We start from the raw sequence: 13,549 nt of genomic DNA, 5'->3' as shown, positions 1-13,549 counted from the left end.
CCGCTTTATAATATTCCCATATCCTTGGCCTTCTGCGCTGCCTCCTTGCTGCTCTTGCCGCCCAGCTTGCGCAAAATGTTGCCTACATGCACTTTGATCGTACGTATCGAAACGACGAACTTGTCAGCGATTTGAGTCTGCGTATGCCCTTTTTCTATCAAGTCCAGCACTTGAATTTCAGTAGGCGTCAACAGATTCCGCAGCTCTTTAACTCTCACCTCGTGCTCCAGCTTTTTCAGACGCCGGAACTCCTCGCGCATTTGAGCTGCCGCACTTGGATGAATCGCGCTCCGGTTGGCGTAAGCGTTCCGGATGGCTTGAGGTATTTCCGTAAAATTGGATTTCACCATGTAGTCGACGGCTCCTGCTTTGAACGCTTCGAATATGAATTCCTTTTCCTCCATCGAAGTAAGCATGATGACTCTGGAGCTGGTGCATTGAACGATCTCCGCAGCGGCCCAAATACCGTCGGGGTTATCCGACATCATAATATCCATAAGCACGACATCCGCTTCTACTTGCTCCAACAGCTCTACGGCCTCCTGGCCGGAGGATGCCGATCCAATGACCTCTATATCCTCTTCCTTCTTCAAGTAACTGGTCAAGCCGCGCAGCCAGTCCTGGTCGTCTTCCACAATAACCAATCGTATCCGACTCATGTAGGTCTGACTCCTTTCTTTTTAGGAAAATGAATAAATACCGAAGTCCCTGCTCCCTGCTTGCTGTGCATATCCATTGTCCCTTTATGCTTCTGAATCACATGGTAGCAATAGGAAAGGCCAAGTCCAAAATTCAGCTTCTTCCCGGCTTTCGTTGTGAAAAACGGGTCAAACACCTGTTTTAACAGCTTTTTGTCCATGCCTATCCCGGTATCTTTGACTTCTACGGTAATATTGCGTTTGGTTTCAGTCAGCCTAAGGACCAGCTTACCGCCTTGAGGCATAGCATCAATGGCATTGGAGATGACATTCGTGAACACCTCGTTCAGCTGCGCTTTATCTCCCCATAGCTTGCCTGTGCAGCGAAAATCCTTTTCGACCTCTATATGACTCATTGCAGGGTCCAGCATGCCGGCACATGCCTCGAGCATTTGATCCAATCGAAGCTCCTCCGGCTTTATGACTACATCCTTCGTTTGGCCCTGGATACGATATATCATATCATAAATGTGCTGCGAAGCGTTCATAATGACTTCGATATCGTTAACGAGCTGTTCCGGGTCGGACTCATAGGCTTCCGATTTGATTTTCTCGCTGAACAAGCGAATTTTCCCTACATCGTTCTTAATGGCATGGTTCAAGATTGCGGTCCCTGATGTAATGGCTCTTAATGTGTAATCGAGCTTCTGGTTTTGAATCGAAATTTGCAGTCCCATGAACCCGTAACGAAAGCTTGAAATGAGGATAACCGCAAGCGTGAAGCCGATCACCCAGGCATTATAGCGCCACCATTCATATAACCCGAAAAACGTCGGTAAAATGTATAAAGTGAATAAGGCAAAGAACAAGGCGGGCGCAGCAGCCAATGTAGTTAGTATACGATGCTTCCGTAAAAAGGTATTCCGTTCCTTTACTGTCGCATGAATCAAGATAGCAATCCCTGCCAAAATATAAGGTGTGGTCCACCAGGTTACATAATGGTAGGGTATCGGATCGATTGCGCTTGCAGGCTCAAAAGCAAAGGACAAAAGAACAGGCACAATCAAAATCCAGGAAAAACGCTTATTGCGGACTGGCCACACGGAATAATTGGGATGGTAGACGATCGTAAACATAAGGAACGTATAAGGCAGTCCGTAATAGCATACCAGGGAGCTGATACTCTCGGCGCGAAGCATCAGATCGGCAACGGGCTCGGTCAGCCAGCCCCTGTCGTAAAAGCTAGGAATCCAATAATCATGGATGACAGCCGATAAGCCGCCTGAACCGCCGGTAAAAGCAATACTTGCGATCCACCGGGTCGTTAACCGCCTCGGATCTGTTACGATCAATAACAGGCCGATCGTCCATAAGCCTATAAGCACAAACAGCATTCCGTCCGACACTCCAGTATTTCAATTTGTAAGGCTACAGTGAGTATTCCTTTTTCAATTGCTCAAGCTCTTCCACACAGCGCTGTGCCCATTTGACGGTTTGCTGCAGCGTTTGAAGCTCGGATTGCAGAGCTCTTCTTAGAGAATCCGCATATTCCGGAACGGTACCGCGGTAAGGCTTTATGGTATACTGCGGCATCAAAGCGATCTCCTGATACGCCAGCGCCCTCCGTTGATGAAAGAAAGCCACATCGGGGTTCATTGGATTGTGCAAGTCCCCTTGTGTCGGATGCTTTACTACAGCCAATATTTTTACAGCCGCTTTGGAGGCAGACGGTATCTCAACAATTTCTCCGATGTACTCACCGGTTTTGTATTCGGCAGAAACGATACTTCCCATTTCGAGCGGTTCATTCATAGTATATTCCTCCTTTAGTTCAATTGCGTTATGTACCTTCAAACATAGGCCGAAGGGTTATGCAGATTCCTGGAACCACTGCAAAAGATCCGCTACACCCTGCATGCGGTATCGCTTTCGGGTTAGGCTTCTGCGTTCGATGCTTGCAATACAAGGTACGCTTTCGACCTTCCAGCTTTGGGTCAAGCCGGGACAATAGTTAGCGTTGCATTTGACCAAAGGTAAATTCGGTTCCATGGCCAATACGACTTGAAGCATTCTTTCCGTTACTTTGCATGTACCACACATCGGAGTATAAAAGTAAATAAAAAGACGTTCGTCTGATGCCTCTAACCGCTGCTTAATCTGCTGCTCAGACCATTCCTCCACCCTCGGGACCTCCCCTTCATAATGATGTCTAAGATGCCTTACAGAATCTATCAGGATTTATGAAAATGCTGCTGGTCCAGCCGTTCCATGCTTAATACGAGATGATCCATCAGGCTCGGAATGTCATCAATTTGTCTCTCATCCAGTTTACGGATAAACTGAAGAGTGAGTTCATTCCGCATCAAGCTCTGATCTTCCCCGTAGACCCAATAAACCTTCTGTTGGATAGATGGGCCCTCTCCCCAAATGGATCTCATCAGATTCTCCGCGACAGCGCAATCCTGCTGCATCTCTCGTACGGGGAAGGAGAACCTGAGCTCCAGGCTGCAGCCGGGTTGTTTTCCTTGCTCTGACAAGAGTTCCGCTGACAAGTCCGCCAGCGATGCCTTCAATACGAAGCTGCCTTTAACGAAGCCGTGGGGACGTCGAATCGCTTCCATACCGAAGCTTCTAGACATTGTCGATAGCTCCACGCGATCGGTACGATTCAGAATTTGAACATCTCCTGTCAAATCCATATCATACATGGCACCTTCGAATACAACCTTCAAATTATCAAATATGGTAGGGTCGAACATATTGCTCTCTAACCTCTTTGTCATGTTTTATATATTTTTCACTTGCTTCCTTCAGGACAAATCAGTACAATGATATCATCCAATTCAAGGAAGGTGTGCACCATGTCGGACGTGAATCAAACTAACGAATCCGGACAAGAACCGAAAAAAGTCAGTCTGGCGGACGCTATTAAAAACAAGCTTGCCCAGAAAAAGCAAGCCCAAAACGATGGAAAAGCAGGCGCGCCTCTACGCGGCGGCAACAGCGCTGTTATGAGAAGCCAAAACAACAAGAAGCCTAACAATCAACGCCGTCGTACCGGCGGAAGCTAATCCTCTTCGACAACCTGAGGGATCCGCCGTATTTGGGCGTCACGTTTTCACTTGTAAACCAGCAATATGGCTAAAAAAGGATGAGCATGGGTATTCCGGCTCATCCTTTTTTTACGTTCTTAAGCGTAAAGCTGTTCGCGCTGCTTCTTGATTTCGTCGCTCTCGAGGTATTCATCATAGGTGATCATTTTATCAATCAAACCATTCGGTGTAATTTCAATGATCCGGTTAGCTACGGTTTGGATGAACTGATGGTCATGCGATACGAAGAGCATCGTACCATCGAAATCTACCATGGCGTTGTTCAATGCAGTGATGGATTCCAGGTCCAAGTGGTTCGTAGGTTCGTCCAGAAGCAGGACATTGGCGCCGCTCATCATCATCTTGGACAGCATGCAGCGAACCTTTTCTCCCCCGGAGAGTACGCTGGCTTTCTTCAAAGCTTCCTCGCCGGAGAACAGCATTCTTCCCAAGAAGCCGCGGATATACGATTCGTCCTGATCCTTGGAATATTGACGCAGCCAGTCTACCAAATTCAAATCGGCGTTAAAGTACTCAGAGTTGTCTTTTGGAAAATAGGCTTGTGTTGTCGTAACGCCCCAAGTGTATTCGCCCGAATCGGCCTCCAGCTCACCCATCAAAATTTGGAACAGGGTGGTTTTGGCGTGGCCATTAGGACCAACCAGCGCTACCTTATCGCCTTTATTCAAGGTGAAGCTGATGTTGTTCAAAATCTTCTCGCCGTCGATCGTCTTCGATAGCTTCTCGACCGACAACAGCTGCTTGCCCGCTTCCCGCTCCGGTTGGAATTTAATGAAAGGATATTTCCGCGTCGAAGGCCTGATATCCTCCAACGTCAGCTTTTCGAGCTGCTTTTTACGGGAGGTCGCTTGCTTGGATTTGGATGCATTCGCACTAAAGCGCTGAATAAACGCTTCCAGCTCTTTGCGCTTCTCTTCTACCTTCTTGTTCGATTCGCGGGTCAGCTTCAGAGCCAATTGACTGGATTCATACCAGAAGTCGTAGTTACCGACGTAAAGCTGAATTTTACCGAAATCGATATCCGCAATATGGGTACATACCTGATTCAAGAAGTGACGATCGTGAGATACAACGATAACTGTACCTTCATATTTAGCAAGGAAGTTTTCCAGCCAGTTGATCGATTCAATATCCAAATGGTTCGTAGGCTCGTCAAGCAGCAAAATATTCGGGGTGCCGAACAAGGCTTGCGCCAAAAGGACGCGGACCTTCTCGTTACCGCCCAGATCTTTCATTTTCATGTCATGCAATTCCTTGGAAATACCAAGCCCGATCAAAAGCTCAGCGGCATCCGATTCCGCCTGCCAGCCGTCCAGCTCCTGAAATTCGCCTTCCAGCTCGGCGGCACGCATTCCGTCCTCTTCCGAGAAATCGGCCTTAGAGTATAGCGCATTTTTCTCTTCCATAATCTCGAACAAGCGTGCATGACCCATAATAACGGTCTTCAAGACTTCCATTTCGTCGTATTCGAAGTGGTTCTGCTTCAGCACAGCCATACGCTCGCCCGGAGTAATGCTTACTTCCCCTTTGTTCGGCTCCAGCTCTCCGGACAAAATTTTGAGAAATGTCGATTTGCCCGCGCCGTTCGCACCGATCAAACCATAACAGTTACCCGGGGTAAATTTGATGTTAACATCCTCAAACAAGGCTCTTTTACCGTATCGTAAGGTGACATTATTAACTGTAATCATACCTAATACCTACTCTCTTTGATTATTGCCCTTAGCCCTTAAGCTTCCAATCACAGATTATACCACAAAATGGCCGTTCTTTCCCAATATTATTGCGAAAATACAGAAATTATCGAACATAAGCTATTGCCTGCCGTCCCATCTGCTCCCATGCAGATATAAAATCGGCTTTGTCAACTTCTTCCGTCTCTCCAAGCGGATCATTAATATAAACCGTATCTTCATCATAGCCCGTAATCAGAACGGAATGCTCTTTATACGTAATATCGATGCCGCCGTCCTCTGTTTCCCAGGTCTCGAAGGCGTCCTCATCTAACGTGGTATACTCCATGTTGGTAACTACCCATACCGGTGATCCTGCCTCCAGAAGCCTTAATACATCATCGAAGCTGCTGCCTGTAGCATCTACCGCCCGGCCGGGCAAATATTGCTTTGCAAGCTCCATAATAGGACCATGGTACACTCCGTATCCCGGGTGATCGAACGAAGCGATATCGCCTACGAAGCCTTCGTTCGGATTGCCGAAATGAATTTCGTGACCGATGATTTCAAACGGATTCGGGTCTTTTCGGATTTCATCAGCCAGGGTCATTTTATCGACATTTACGCCCGCTGATTGTAACAGCATAGCCAAGCTCGTGACTTCGCATCCTCGGTCCAGTTCGGGCATCTGATAGATTAACGGAGCTTCGGTCTGAGCAGTGGAAGCAAGAGGTTCATCTGATGACCAGAGGAGCTTGTCCTTTGATTTAAAGTAGACGCCAGTATTGGATAGTCCTTTAGCCGCGTTAACGGCATCCGGATAACTGGTATATGCCAGGAGAAACCGGTCCTGTTGATACAGCCGGAAAGGGTACTGTTCCACATCCGGCTCAGTAATGCGTGTCCCTTCTGCAATACTCCCAGGCAAGCTCCTGCTTTGAAATTGAAGCTGCATCGTATGAAGAACGGCCGGCGGATCGGCAGATCCTGTCGGCTGTTGAATGGTTGGCTCATCCCTCGGTACCAAGTAACCGAAGGATATCGCCATGACCGCACATGCTGAGGCCGCCAATGTCCATACGATCCGATTCCTGCCTTTCTTCATCTCTCTGCACTCCCTTCTTTATTTGTTCGAAGCGATTTGTTCCACCAGCTCCGATAGCTCTGCCCAACGATCCATAGCCTGCTCCAGCTGTTCATTCAGCTGCTGCTCCTCGGAGTAGAGCTCCTGAACCTTGCCATAATCGCTTCCCGCCAGATGAATCTCTTTTTTAACGGCTTCCAGCCTCTCCTCCAGCGCTGCAATTTTCCCTTCAATTTCATCCCATTCCTTTTGCTCCTTGAAGGACAGCTTGCGGGGCCTTTGTGATTCTCTTTTATCCCCTGCGCCTGCAGCAACTGTGACCGTATTAGCCGGCTTCTGGTTTTTGCGGTCGTTCGCTTCCGCCTGCTCCTCTTGCCGTACTGCTTCCATGTACTCGGTATAATTGCCGTAAAAATGGCGAATTTGTCCGCCGCCTTCAAACGCAAACAAATGATCCGCGGTCCGATCAAGAAAATATCTATCATGAGAAACCGTGATAACGGCGCCCGGGAAGTCTTCCAAATACTCTTCCAATATCGTCAACGTTTGAATATCCAAATCGTTGGTCGGCTCATCGAGCAGCAGCACGTTTGGCTCCCCCATCAGGGTACGGAGTAAATACAGTCTGCGTTTCTCGCCGCCAGACAGCTTGCCAATAGGCGTCCATTGTAAAGAGGATGAAAACAGGAATCTCTCAAGCATTTGAGATGCTGTTATGGATTCTCCGTTAGCCAGCCGGATCACCTCAGCCGCTTCCTTGATATATTCAATAACACGCTGCTTGGGATCCATTTCTACATTTTCTTGCGTATAATAGGCTAATTTTACAGTCGTTCCTACCTCTATCAATCCCTCGTCCGGCTGCAAACGCCCCGCCAGCATGTTAAGCAAAGTCGACTTTCCGCTTCCGTTAGGCCCTATAATACCGATTCGATCGTCCGGGAGAACAATATAACTGAAGTTATCGATCATTTTCCGGCCATCGAATGACTTAGCGATTCCATCAAGCTCGATGACTTTTTTTCCCAACCGGCTGGCGCCAAGCGTCATATCCAGCTTCTCCGCCGGTCCGTCCACCTTCCGGTCCCGCAATTCTATTACGCGCTCGATTCTCGCCTTTTGCTTCGTCGTCCTTGCCTTAGCCCCTCTGTGCAGCCAAGCCAGCTCGCGCCGCAGCATATTTTGGCGCTTATCCTCTTCCGACGCCTCGCGCTCGAGACGCTCCGCCTTTTTCTCAAGAAACGTGGCATAATTGCCCTCATAACTGTACAGCTTGCCCCGGTCCAATTCGATAATCCGATTCGTTACACGGTCAAGGAAGTACCGGTCATGCGTGACTAGAAGCAGAGCGCCCTTCCATTTGGCAAGAAATTCTTCCAGCCACTCCACCGTATCATGATCAATATGGTTCGTAGGCTCATCCAGTATTAGCAGATCTGCAGGCTGAATCAGCACCCGCGCCATCGCAACACGCTTTCGCTGTCCTCCTGACAGAACGCCGACCTTCTGTGAGAAATCGGTAATCCCAAGCTTGGTTAATACCGTTTTGGCTGTCGTGCTGGCTTCCCATGCATTCAAGGTATCCATTCGCTGCTGCACGGCGAACAGGCGCGATTGTCTCTTTTCATCATCGGGAGCCTCCTGCAAGGAGGAAAGGGCCTCTTCATAGTCCCTTAGCGTCTGCATTAACGGGCTGTCACCGTAAAACACCTGCTCCAGCACGGTGGATTCAGGATCGAATTCCGGATTTTGCGGCAAATATTCTACCCGAAAGTGATTCGAATGGATCAGTTTGCCAGAATCCACCGGCTCCAGGCCCGCCATCGCCTTAAGCAGCGACGATTTGCCGGTTCCATTCACGCCGACAAGACCGATTCTTTGCTTTTCATTAATTTGAAAGGAAATATCATCGAACAGCACTTTCTCGCCATAGCTTTTATTCCAATGCTCTACAGTCAATATATTCATGACAAACAGCCCCTTTTATCTTCCGTTGGTTGCGCAACACCTATGACTTCTTCATTCCCGGGAATGCTTCTTCTAAGCTTCCGTCACGTACACCGTCAACAGAGCAATCGTATTCCATATCGCCTCGCTATGAGTCCTCTCCATGCTGTGGGAGGCGTGAACCCCGGGGCCAATCAAGGCAGCCCGGATGTTGCTGCCGCCGCGAAGCGCCGCTGAAGCGTCAGAACCATACTGCGGGTAAATGTCTACGGCATACTGCAGACCTTCCCGTTTCGCCAGGTCAATCAGTTTGGAAGTCATATTGTAGTCGTATGGACCGGATGAATCCTTGGCGCAGATCGAGACATCATGCTCGGTACAGGATAAATCGTCGCCCATAGCCCCCATATCGACGGCAAGCAGCTCATCGATCTCCGGCGGCAAGTACGCTGCGCCATGGCCCACTTCTTCATAAGTGCTGATAAAAAGCTGAAGCGGATACGCCGGAGCAAGCTGCTCTCTCTTCATTAGCTCCAGCATACCGAATAACGCGGCAACACCGGCCTTATCGTCCAGATGCCGTGATTTGATATATCCGTTATCAAGAAAACGGGGCCTCGGGTCAAACGACACGAAATCTCCAACGCTGATGCCCAGATTCTTGACGTCCTCTTCGGATCGCACGTTTTCATCCAGGCGAATCTCCATGGAAGCTTCTTCGCGTTTGAACTCTCTTGCGTCCGGGTATACATGGACCGATGGCTTTGTGGTCAGGATCGTCCCTTCGTAAGTCGCGCCACTGCGAGTATGGACTTGGCAGTATTCATTTTCCACCGAGCCCATCATATAGCCTCCGACCGACGTAAAACGCAGGGAGCCGTCTTTTTTAATAGAGCGGACCATGGCACCCAATGTATCTACGTGAGCGGACAAGCCGATGACCTTTCCTTCCTGACGGCCAGGTACTGTAATTATGCCTCCACCTTTGTTCGTATAGGATATCGAAAAACCGAGCTTTCCCGCTTCTTCCGCGACAAGCTTCATGACATCTTGGCAGAATCCGCTTGGGCTAGGCGTAAGAAGCAAATGCTTCAGCAGATCAAGAACATAAGTTTGATTGATTTTGGATTTCATACAGCCCATCTCCTTGGTTGGTATCAAATTTCGACCTTTATTTGCTATCGGTAAAATTTTCATGTAAGCTAACAAATGAATAAAATCAGGGAGGAATTACCGTATGTCTGAAACATTGCCACCAAAAACCTGTTCCATCGAACGTCTAGTTACAGTTGAAGACGATGTGGAGAAAGTGATCCGCGGCGAAAAAACATCGACGCGCCGTAATGGACGCTACGCCGATCCAGGCGAAATTATGGAGCTTAAAGGCCATAAATTCGAAGTACATAAAGTATATCAGCAATCCCTCGGTGAGCTTACAGATGAAGCGGTACAAACCGAAGGCTTCAAAAATGTGGAAGAATACAAAAATTATATTTTATCCATGCACGCCGGAATGCCTTGGCTTCCTCAAATGAAAGTCTGGGTTCATGAGTTCCGCCGGGTTCAATAAACCGCTGCGGCAGCAGGAATGCAAAAAAACAGTGTAGACATCAATAAAATGAATGCTACACTGTTTTATTCACCTTTTCAAGTTTGGAGGCTCATTCTTTGTATCCTTGGCTAGTCTTTATTCATGCAGTAAGCGCAATGATTTCCATTGGTCCTTTTTTCGTCCTCATCCCGATGCTCGGCAAACTTCGCAAAGCGGAAGAACCCGTTCTCTCCTCGTATCTGGACTCGTTTCAATTTGTCGTCCGATTATCGAAGCACTCCGGTCATGTTCTGGTAGTTTCCGGACTTTTACTGCTGTGGCTTGGCGGATGGCCTTGGACCACACCGTTTATCTTGGGCACATGGATCGTATTGATCGCTTCGCTTATATTTATGGCCCGCGCCTTTTCCCCGACCATACGCCGCTTGCGTCAGCCGGATCATGATAGAGTCAGACTGGTCAACAAGCTGGCCCGTTCCTTGTATATTTATATGTTTGTCTTGTTCGTCATGCTGTGGTTAATGATAATGAAACCGGCTCTGTGGTGATGGTCATTCACCTGAACCGGTTTTTTTGTTTTAATTATGCCATTAAGATTGGAAATCGACACAAATGCTTGTCCCATCCAGCACTTGCTTCATATGGGCTTTTACTTCCACATGGACAGGATGATTGTCATATACGCTTAAATCTTCCAGGGAATCAAATTTAGTGATCAGCGCAATATCATAGGATCTTTCGGAATGCAGCACATCCGTACCTACTTCTATGTATTTTAGTACAGGGATTTTACCCTCCATGTTCTTCAACACATTTACGGTCGTTTGAACAGATTCCGGACTGCGGTCCTTCAGCTTAAAAAAGACAACATGAGTAAGCATAATCAACTTCTTCCTTTCTCGATTAAGAAATGGTATTCGACATCAAAGGTCAGCTTTCGGCTTTTCCTCATCATGATCGTTTATTATACCACTTCCTCCAATCCGCAGGGAATAGATAATCACAGCGTTTCAGTCTTTCACGTATTCGCTGAAGAAGAGTCAGCGGTCTGTTTAATGGCGAAAGCAGAAGCACGCTGATATTGTCATTTGCACGCTGATCCAGCGCCTTATCGACCAGCAGGTCACTGACCTGTTGGAGATTCAGCTCCGATGATTCATTGTCCTTCAAAAAATACTCGATTTTGGAGTGAGACATCCGATCGTATAGCCCATCCGTACACAGCAGAAAAAGACTGTTCGGGCTATAAAAACCGCTCCGATACTGTATGTTGAGCTCCTTTTGAACGCCAAGGCACTGCAGAAGCACATGACGATGAGGATGTCTGCGGGCCTGCTTAGGAGTCATTTTCCTCTTGCGTACCTGCTCGGCAACCCAGGAATGGTCCTTGGTAAGCTGCTTCAACCGCTGCCGATGAAAATAATAAACTCTGCAATCACCTATATGGCATAGAATATAGGTTTCATTCAGCAGAAAAAGCAGGGTCAGTGTCGTGCTCATCTGACTTCCTGCATGGTTTCCCATCTCAAGCAACGACACATTGATTTCGTGAAGCAGCTTTTTGGTGGATTGAATGAATGCTCCTCTCAGGCTCGCTGTCTTCAGCAGCTTGGGCAGCTGATTGTCCAGCCAATGTCTTACGTGATCCATCGCCGCATCGCTTGCCCGGCTTCCGTCACCAATTCCCCCGACACCATCGGCAATCACCGCAACGGCATACGGATCCCCTTGCTCCGTAGTGCCGATTCGAAGCAGAGACCGATCGTCATTCATCATCCGAAACCAGCCGGAATGTGTGGCTATCCCATAGTGCCAATGGACGGCAAAAGTTGTTCTCAACAGCTACAACCCCATTTTAAAAATAAATTCGGTATTAATAATCCGGACTATATCCCCATCGTTCAAGGAATATACCCGATAAGGTGCAAGCAATTCATTGTTGACATAAGTGCCATTTCGTGAGCCGAGATCTTTCACTCCATATTGGCCGTTTTCCCGAACAAACTCGGCATGAAGTCTGGAGACGCCGGTTTCTTTATGCTCATAGTCGACTCCATCCCCTGCCCTTCCTATGACAAAGCATGGCTTCATAAGACTTATTCTGGACGCATGACCCGATTGATTCGTTTCCAGATACGGATAAGCGGAGGCTGCTGGACTTATCGGGCTATTCAGCAAAACGGTGGCATCCGATTTCGGAAGCAGGGTCGTGCGATGCTCCAACTCTTGGTAGTAATGGTCCGATTCCTTACCCGGACTTTTCATGGAGCTGGTTTCATTTGGTGTAAAGCTTTTTTGAACATCTGAAAGCTTCTTCCAGGCCGATTCTTTGGCGTCCGGTTCCTTGGGCAGCCCCTTCAAAAATGCGGCTAATTCCGAGCTTTGGTCTTTATTGGTCTTGGAACCAAGCTTGGATAAGATCGCTTCAGGAATCGCTTGTTCCGCCATCAGTGCCGGTTCTTGCGCTGCAGCATTCCCATTGACTTCAGAGCTTCGTACAGCAGGCTTCCATATCCATAAGGCGACGAATACCATATCTGCAATGAACATCGTCAACCCTATGCAGATATAAAGCCAAGGCTCTCCAGGATGCTCCAAATACAGCTTCCATACCAAACAGCACAGTAAGATTCCGATCAGCATCACCGGAAGCTTCAGCTTGTTAGGAGATGGTACCAGGGACGATTCTCCCTTGCTCAATGATAAGGCATCCGAGAGCGGTATCCGGCTCTCCCCTTGGTCAGTTCCTTTATCAGGAGCAGCGCCCTGTGCAGATGCAAAAGGGATCAGCGGAGTCCATTTAGGCAGTTCTTCATCCTCATGCTTCGTCATCGTTCCTGAGGCTTGTTGAACTCTTGCATCTTCAAGCTCCGGAGCTTGCATTGCTAACGGCCGATGCAAGGCAGCCTGTTGCATAATCATCTCATCTTGTCTCTCTTGGCCGGCCTGATTCATATGTTTAAGGAGAAGCTGTCTTAATGCAGGCAGATGAAACGATTCATCCATAAGATAATTCATCAGCTCCTGGTACCCGCTGCCGCTCAATTCAGTGACCTTATGCACCAGCCTGGAGGCTAAATGCTGCAAATCGACGGAGACCGTTTGTTTATCTACCAGGGTTTCCATCGGCAGGTACGTAATATATATATCGGTTAAATCATTCCCACAATAAATATAATCTTCTTTAAGAATATATTTGCCTTCTTCAAGCATATAAACGCCGCTTTCCGTTAGCGTATCGACGATCGTATATAGCAAGGTAAAAAACTGCTTAATGGACAGACTCCCCAGGCGAAGCCAATGGGACAGCATTCTTTTGTCAGTAATCTTATAATAAAGCTTGGTATTATGATTTACTTCTTCCACATGAAGCTCCAGCAGCCGGGGAATGCGGTTCATCAGAAGCATGTTCATTTGAAAAGCAGAGAGCTCGTCTTTACGCAAACCGTTTTCTTTATAGAGCACCATATAATGGCCATTCTGATTCTGGTAATCGACCTGTAGACCGTAAATCGACTGATTCACACTCGGACCTCCTTCCA

General features: G+C 47.9%; 15 protein-coding genes. 3 read left to right on the top strand and 12 right to left on the bottom strand.

The genetic code is table 11. From position 1 onward, the window contains the following. Positions 1 to 5: 5 nt before the first annotated feature. From B1728_RS05245 to B1728_RS05225, 5 genes are read right to left on the bottom strand one after another with little or no spacing between them, the layout of a single operon-like run. Positions 6 to 659, bottom strand: a complete 654-nt coding sequence (locus B1728_RS05245; RefSeq protein ID WP_079909133.1) for a response regulator transcription factor — start codon at positions 657 to 659, stop codon at positions 6 to 8. After that, positions 656 to 2,032, bottom strand: a complete 1,377-nt coding sequence (locus B1728_RS05240; RefSeq protein ID WP_079909132.1) for a sensor histidine kinase — start codon at positions 2,030 to 2,032, stop codon at positions 656 to 658. Before B1728_RS05240 ends, B1728_RS05245 begins: the two co-directional genes overlap by 4 nt. Before the next feature lie 34 nt (positions 2,033 to 2,066). Further along, entirely contained in the window at positions 2,067 to 2,450 is a 384-nt protein-coding gene (gene kapB / locus B1728_RS05235; protein ID WP_079909131.1) for a kinase-associated lipoprotein KapB, read from the bottom strand. A 57-nt stretch (positions 2,451 to 2,507) separates the two neighbouring features. Beyond that, positions 2,508 to 2,819, bottom strand: coding sequence for a thioredoxin family protein (locus B1728_RS05230; RefSeq protein ID WP_179135900.1), 312 nt, complete (start codon positions 2,817 to 2,819; stop codon positions 2,508 to 2,510). 50 nt (positions 2,820 to 2,869) lie between these two features. Next, positions 2,870 to 3,421: a hypothetical protein gene (locus tag B1728_RS05225; protein WP_144027767.1), complete on the bottom strand. Its 552-nt coding sequence runs from the start codon at positions 3,419 to 3,421 to the stop codon at positions 2,870 to 2,872. Positions 3,422 to 3,499: 78 nt separating this feature from the next. Here B1728_RS05225 and B1728_RS05220 point away from each other — a divergent pair, with 78 nt between their 5' ends. After that, positions 3,500 to 3,709, top strand: coding sequence for a hypothetical protein (locus B1728_RS05220; protein WP_079909128.1), 210 nt, complete (start codon positions 3,500 to 3,502; stop codon positions 3,707 to 3,709). A 119-nt stretch (positions 3,710 to 3,828) separates the two neighbouring features. On the opposite strand, the gene B1728_RS05215 is transcribed toward B1728_RS05220, so the two are convergent. The 4 genes from B1728_RS05215 to B1728_RS05200 all read right to left on the bottom strand — a co-directional run bounded on the left by B1728_RS05215 (position 3,829) and on the right by B1728_RS05200 (position 9,589). After that, positions 3,829 to 5,442, bottom strand: coding sequence for an ABC-F family ATP-binding cassette domain-containing protein (locus tag B1728_RS05215; RefSeq protein ID WP_079909127.1), 1,614 nt, complete (start codon positions 5,440 to 5,442; stop codon positions 3,829 to 3,831). A gap of 109 nt (positions 5,443 to 5,551) precedes the next feature. After that, positions 5,552 to 6,529, bottom strand: coding sequence for a C39 family peptidase (locus B1728_RS05210; protein ID WP_144027766.1), 978 nt, complete (start codon positions 6,527 to 6,529; stop codon positions 5,552 to 5,554). 18 nt (positions 6,530 to 6,547) lie between these two features. Next, a complete protein-coding gene (locus B1728_RS05205) occupies positions 6,548 to 8,476 on the bottom strand; it encodes an ABC-F family ATP-binding cassette domain-containing protein (RefSeq protein WP_079909126.1) in 1,929 nt (642 codons plus the stop codon). A gap of 72 nt (positions 8,477 to 8,548) precedes the next feature. Next, entirely contained in the window at positions 8,549 to 9,589 is a 1,041-nt protein-coding gene (locus tag B1728_RS05200; protein WP_079909125.1) for a M42 family metallopeptidase, read from the bottom strand. Positions 9,590 to 9,692: 103 nt separating this feature from the next. Here B1728_RS05200 and B1728_RS05195 point away from each other — a divergent pair, with 103 nt between their 5' ends. Then, on the top strand, positions 9,693 to 10,025 hold the full coding sequence (locus B1728_RS05195; RefSeq protein WP_079909124.1) for an ASCH domain-containing protein: 333 nt from the start codon (positions 9,693 to 9,695) through the stop codon (positions 10,023 to 10,025). 137 nt (positions 10,026 to 10,162) lie between these two features. Then, complete coding sequence (locus B1728_RS05190) at positions 10,163 to 10,555, top strand: hypothetical protein (protein WP_079909601.1); 393 nt, start codon at positions 10,163 to 10,165, stop codon at positions 10,553 to 10,555. A 42-nt stretch (positions 10,556 to 10,597) separates the two neighbouring features. Here the strand turns inward: B1728_RS05190 and B1728_RS05185 are convergent, their stop codons facing one another. The 3 genes from B1728_RS05185 to B1728_RS37185 form a co-directional block, all read right to left on the bottom strand. Further along, positions 10,598 to 10,888 (bottom strand): Dabb family protein, encoded by a 291-nt coding sequence (locus B1728_RS05185; RefSeq protein ID WP_079909123.1) that lies wholly within the window; start codon positions 10,886 to 10,888, stop codon positions 10,598 to 10,600. A gap of 70 nt (positions 10,889 to 10,958) precedes the next feature. Further along, a complete protein-coding gene (locus B1728_RS05180; protein WP_079909122.1) occupies positions 10,959 to 11,846 on the bottom strand; it encodes a PP2C family protein-serine/threonine phosphatase in 888 nt (295 codons plus the stop codon). Positions 11,847 to 11,849: 3 nt separating this feature from the next. Further along, positions 11,850 to 13,532 (bottom strand): DUF6382 domain-containing protein, encoded by a 1,683-nt coding sequence (locus tag B1728_RS37185; RefSeq protein WP_306293509.1) that lies wholly within the window; start codon positions 13,530 to 13,532, stop codon positions 11,850 to 11,852. Positions 13,533 to 13,549 lie beyond the last annotated feature (17 nt).

Origin of the sequence: Paenibacillus sp. 32352 (assembly GCF_002042965.1) — a bacterium.
GTDB lineage: Bacteria > Bacillota > Bacilli > Paenibacillales > NBRC-103111 > Paenibacillus_S > Paenibacillus_S vulneris.
This window is presented reverse-complemented; position numbering and strand designations above follow the sequence as displayed.

Bases quoted from the DNA above. Each gene is read 5' to 3' on its own strand.
- B1728_RS05245 (WP_079909133.1), bottom strand. From the start codon at position 659: ATGAGTCGGATACGATTGGTTATTGTGGAAGACGACCAGGACTGGCTG.
- B1728_RS05240 (WP_079909132.1), bottom strand. From the start codon at position 2,032: ATGCTGTTTGTGCTTATAGGCTTATGGACGATCGGCCTGTTATTGATC.
- kapB (WP_079909131.1), bottom strand. From the start codon at position 2,450: ATGAATGAACCGCTCGAAATGGGAAGTATCGTTTCTGCCGAATACAAA.
- B1728_RS05225 (WP_144027767.1), bottom strand. From the start codon at position 3,421: ATGACAAAGAGGTTAGAGAGCAATATGTTCGACCCTACCATATTTGAT.
- B1728_RS05220 (WP_079909128.1), top strand. From the start codon at position 3,500: ATGTCGGACGTGAATCAAACTAACGAATCCGGACAAGAACCGAAAAAA.
- B1728_RS05215 (WP_079909127.1), bottom strand. From the start codon at position 5,442: ATGATTACAGTTAATAATGTCACCTTACGATACGGTAAAAGAGCCTTG.
- B1728_RS05210 (WP_144027766.1), bottom strand. From the start codon at position 6,529: ATGAAGAAAGGCAGGAATCGGATCGTATGGACATTGGCGGCCTCAGCA.
- B1728_RS05205 (WP_079909126.1), bottom strand. From the start codon at position 8,476: ATGAATATATTGACTGTAGAGCATTGGAATAAAAGCTATGGCGAGAAA.
- B1728_RS05200 (WP_079909125.1), bottom strand. From the start codon at position 9,589: ATGAAATCCAAAATCAATCAAACTTATGTTCTTGATCTGCTGAAGCAT.
- B1728_RS05195 (WP_079909124.1), top strand. From the start codon at position 9,693: ATGTCTGAAACATTGCCACCAAAAACCTGTTCCATCGAACGTCTAGTT.
- B1728_RS05190 (WP_079909601.1), top strand. From the start codon at position 10,163: ATGATTTCCATTGGTCCTTTTTTCGTCCTCATCCCGATGCTCGGCAAA.
- B1728_RS05185 (WP_079909123.1), bottom strand. From the start codon at position 10,888: ATGCTTACTCATGTTGTCTTTTTTAAGCTGAAGGACCGCAGTCCGGAA.